At 54.0% G+C, this 4006-nt stretch carries 3 protein-coding genes; all 3 read right to left on the minus strand.

The features are described 5' to 3' along the window. Window positions 1-151 precede the first annotated feature (151 nt). Entirely contained in the window at window positions 152-2362 is a 2211-nt protein-coding gene (locus tag ACY692_RS14355) for an STT3 domain-containing protein (RefSeq protein WP_462326066.1), read from the minus strand. Window positions 2363-2504: 142 nt separating this feature from the next. After that, window positions 2505-2852 carry a four helix bundle protein gene (locus tag ACY692_RS14360; RefSeq protein WP_462326067.1) on the minus strand — a complete coding sequence of 116 codons (348 nt, stop codon included), beginning with the start codon at window positions 2850-2852 and terminating at the stop codon, window positions 2505-2507. Window positions 2853-3049: 197 nt separating this feature from the next. Continuing rightward, window positions 3050-4006, minus strand: a 957-nt coding sequence (locus tag ACY692_RS14365) for a sugar transferase (protein ID WP_462326068.1), incomplete at its 5' end; no start/stop codon positions are given.

Genomic DNA, 4006 nt, shown 5'->3' on the forward strand with positions numbered 1-4006 from the left:
TTATCGGCAAAATATACATACCCAATTTCTTTGTATGGAATAATGTATGACAAAATTGGATGAAATGAGTAATACACAAAAAATCTTCAAAACGAGGTGGGGTGAGATATATTCTTCTTTTAGGCATATTTTTGGCCCAAAGGAATTTTTGCTAAGGGGTGTTGTTTGCTCGGTAGGCGCGGGTCCAGGGGAAATGGTTCACGGCAATATCGAAATAGGGAGCAAATCGTGCGGGGGGGCCGATGAGCATTTGGACCATCATGGACCGGTATATCTTGTTGTCCATGACGTAGACCTCATGGGAGAGTTGGTTGAGAACCCCGTGCAACCCCTTGCCGTTTGGCCAGGTCATCCGTCTCGACCCTTTTTCCGTGATCACGTCGAGGGTGTCGAGAGGAATGGTCTGCCGGGAGGATTTGACAATGCCCTTTTTGGTATCGAACTGGATTTTTCCCCGCATGCGCTGGATTTTTCCGGGGCTGGGCTTGCCTGTGATCAGGTCCCAGTTGCCGTAATAGGATATCCAGTAGGCGAGGCGGAGGTTTTCCCAGGAGACAATGAAGTACTGGGCAGGGACGGGGACGTCCAAATCCAGGGGCATGGAGCGCATATTGTCGACAAGGTTCTGGGCCGCTAGCGGGGGGAGTGCCTCCAGCCCCGTGGTCGGAGAGGTATGGTAATAGGGAAGGGACCAGTCCAAGAGCCCGGAATCGGACAGGGTGTCGTTCCGGTCAAAGGTCTTTTTTTGCTCTGCGGTGGTGAACCGGATCATCCGGGCGGCCTGGGCCGGGGAATCCGTGCAATGGACACGTGCCAGGGGATAGAGCCAGGGACCGCCGTGCTTGGCCCCGTCGCCAAAAGACATCCGTTCTGCGTAATACTGGGCCGCGTACCCGTAATCCCACCATTGCCAGAGGCGGGCGTCTTTAGGGGCTGTTTTTGCGAGATCTTTGAATGTCTGGGCGTAGACCTTGGGGAGAATGGGGGAAGGGCGGATGGCGTTGGCAACGTTCCAGACGGGCCAGAGAATAGCCAGGCACAGGAGTGCCTGGGCGACCAACCGTTTTCCCCCACTGATTTTCCACGACGCGAGGAGGGTTGAAAGACCGAAACAGAGCCCCACGCCCCAGACGATTCCCCCGTACATGGTGAACCGGTTGCCGAGCTTGAAGGAAAAGACGCTGAAGACGAGAATGGGCGCAAAGGTCAGGAAGAGCGGCTTTTTCCAGACCAGATAGATGAAAGCTAAAAGACCCGACCAAAAAAGGACGCCATTGCCGCTGATCCGGGAGTACAGGTTGGCCAGATCCACATTTTGGGCCTCACGGATGCTCTGTTGCACCGAGGGGAGCAATAGGGAGGTTCCGTTGGACGGGGAATCCACGCTGCTTGTCTTGGTCAGGACAACCAGCTTGGACAGGATGGTCCATGCCTGGGCGTGCAGACCGGTGATAAAAAACATGACCAGGGCGAACAGGCCGAGAATCGACCATGCCTTGCCGGGGGATTCCATGAGGTCCGGCAGGTACATGAAGACCGCTGCCAAAAGAATCGCGCCTCCGAGTCCGATCCAGCCCCCGAACGCGACCGCATGGAAGCAGAGAAAACCGAGCAATGCCGTTTTCCGTGCCCCGGGTTTTGCGAGCAGGAGAACCACGAGCACGCAGACCCCCAGAAAGGCCAGGATGATGTAGCTGCTCTGGTAGTAGAACCAGAAACACATCCGGCAGGCCAGCCCGAGAATGATGGCAATGATCCCGGTTTGAAGAACCCCCCTTTCGGATGCGGTTGTGTCTGTCTCCGTGTTTCTGGATCCTGGCAGCCAGGATGACCGGACAAAGGGCGTGGCCCAGAGAATCAACGCCGCACCCATGAGGGCGGGAACAAACAGGGCAAAGGGGTCGGTATCGCAGAACCCCAGCCGGGTACGTAGCAGATACCCGAGACACCCGGTCCCGAGAATCCCCGCACCGATCCCGGCCTCGGGCATGTCCTGCTTCCAGGCTAGATAGCACAGGGGCAACCCGGCCAGAGGAGCCAGCACAACGGGAAGGTAGAAGGCGATATTGCCCAGGGGTGCGCCTGTTACCTGGTGGAGGAAACGAAGGAACACCATGAGCGCCTTGTCCGTGGCCCACGACGTCCCCTGGGCCCCGGCCATCCAGAAATAGGCGTCGTGGGTGGCCATAAGTTTTTCTCCATCGATTTCAAAAACCTCGGCCTGCCAGAGCGGCAGCTCCAAAAGCCGGAGAAACAGACTGATTCCATACACCAGAATGCACGGAACAAGAAGAGTGAACCAGGGGGAGCAGCGAGCCGATGAGGGCTGAATATCAGCTGGAGACGATGGTCGTTGATTCATTGTGTGTTTCCGAAAAGAGTCTTGGGTTTTATGTGTTAGGTGTTAAGTTTTAGGATTTAAGTAACAACATCAGAGCAATAATTTAATGGAAACATCAGTTTCAAGAGTAAAGATTTAAAATTTAAAAAATATAAATACAAAATCACTGCATTGATTTTAACAGGCAGTGAAGTTGTTTTGATATTACCTTCAGTTCTTCGACCAATTCTTGTTCCAGATTTTTATCGATAATGCCGATACAATGTGCGATGTAGCTTTGGGTTCGCAGTTCCGCTGCAGATCCTTTTGCGATGTGGAGAAAATGCACGAATTCTTTTCTGCTGTCACGTTCAGCACCCTCGGCAATATTGGAGGCAATCGAAACCGCTGCCCGAGTCATCTGATCCTTGAGCCCGTAATCACGGCAGTCTCGCAACGCGTCGTACATTTTCACAGCAAGCCGGCAAGCCCTTTTCCATACCTCGAGTTTTTCAAACGAACTATATCCCATGACACTATCCCATAGTTGCAATTACCCAATGCGAGTATTCTCCTTCACATCACTTTGCGGACCATACTACAACCCAATAAAGGCATGAGCCGCCCGTTCGCAAGCTCTACTCGACAACCTCCCTGACACGGGGGTCCTTCGCTGTTCCCTAACACCTAATCACCTAACACCTAAAACCTAATCACCTAAAACCGTCGTTATCTCGCTCCCTCCCCAAACACCATCACCCCGATGGTTCGACACAGAATTTTTACATCCAGAAGCAGGGACATGTTCTTGATGTAGAAGAGTTCGTATTCCAGTTTGTTCAGGGCGTCTTCTTGCGTGGATCCGTAGGGGTACATGATCTGGGCCCAGCCGGTGATGCCGGGTTTCACGGTGTGGCGGATATAATAGTAGGGGATCTCCTGTTCCAGGTCGCTGACGAATTCCGGGCGTTCGGGCCGGGGGCCGACCAGGCTCATGTCGCCCTTGAGGACGTTTATGAGCTGGGGGAGTTCGTCGATGCGGGTTTTCCGCAACCAGCGGCCGATTTTTGTTATCCTCGGGTCGTTTTTGTCCGCCCAGACCGCGCCGTTTTTTTCCGCTTCCTGAACCATGGACCGGAACTTGTAAAGCGTGAACACCTTTTTGCCTTCGCCCACCCGGGTCTGCCTGAAAAGGGCCGGGCCGGGGGAGTCCTTTCTGACGAGTACGGCAGCAGCGATCATCAGAGGCCACAGCAAAGCGAGCAGGATCAGCGAGAGGATAATGTCCATGGTCCGTTTGAGCTTGCGGACAACTTCTTTGGAATACAGGGAAAAACCCTGTTCAAGAAGCAGCCAGCGATCCTGGATGAATCGCACAGGAACCCGGTCGGTGACCCGTTCGTAGGCAGAGACCAGTTCTTCAACAACGATGCCAGAAAGACGGGCTCGCAGAAGAACATCCATGTGGGTGTCCAGATCACGGGTGTTTCCGGCAAGAACAACGGTGCGTGCCTGCTGGGCCTCGGCAATGGAAATCACATCGTCAATGGGGCCGGCAATGAACAGACCGTCCGGGCTGATCCCCCAGAGCTCTTTGTCATCCACCACATAACCGACGACCTGATAACCCTTGTCCTTCATGACTTTTGCCAGTTCCCGGGCAGAATCATTCTGTCCCACGATGAG

This window comes from Desulfoplanes sp. (assembly GCF_054921335.1).

Coding starts and splice junctions, on each gene's coding strand:
- ACY692_RS14355 (WP_462326066.1), bottom strand. CDS start 2,362: ATGAATCAACGACCATCGTCTCCAGCTGATATTCAGCCCTCATCGGCT.
- ACY692_RS14360 (WP_462326067.1), bottom strand. CDS start 2,852: ATGGGATATAGTTCGTTTGAAAAACTCGAGGTATGGAAAAGGGCTTGC.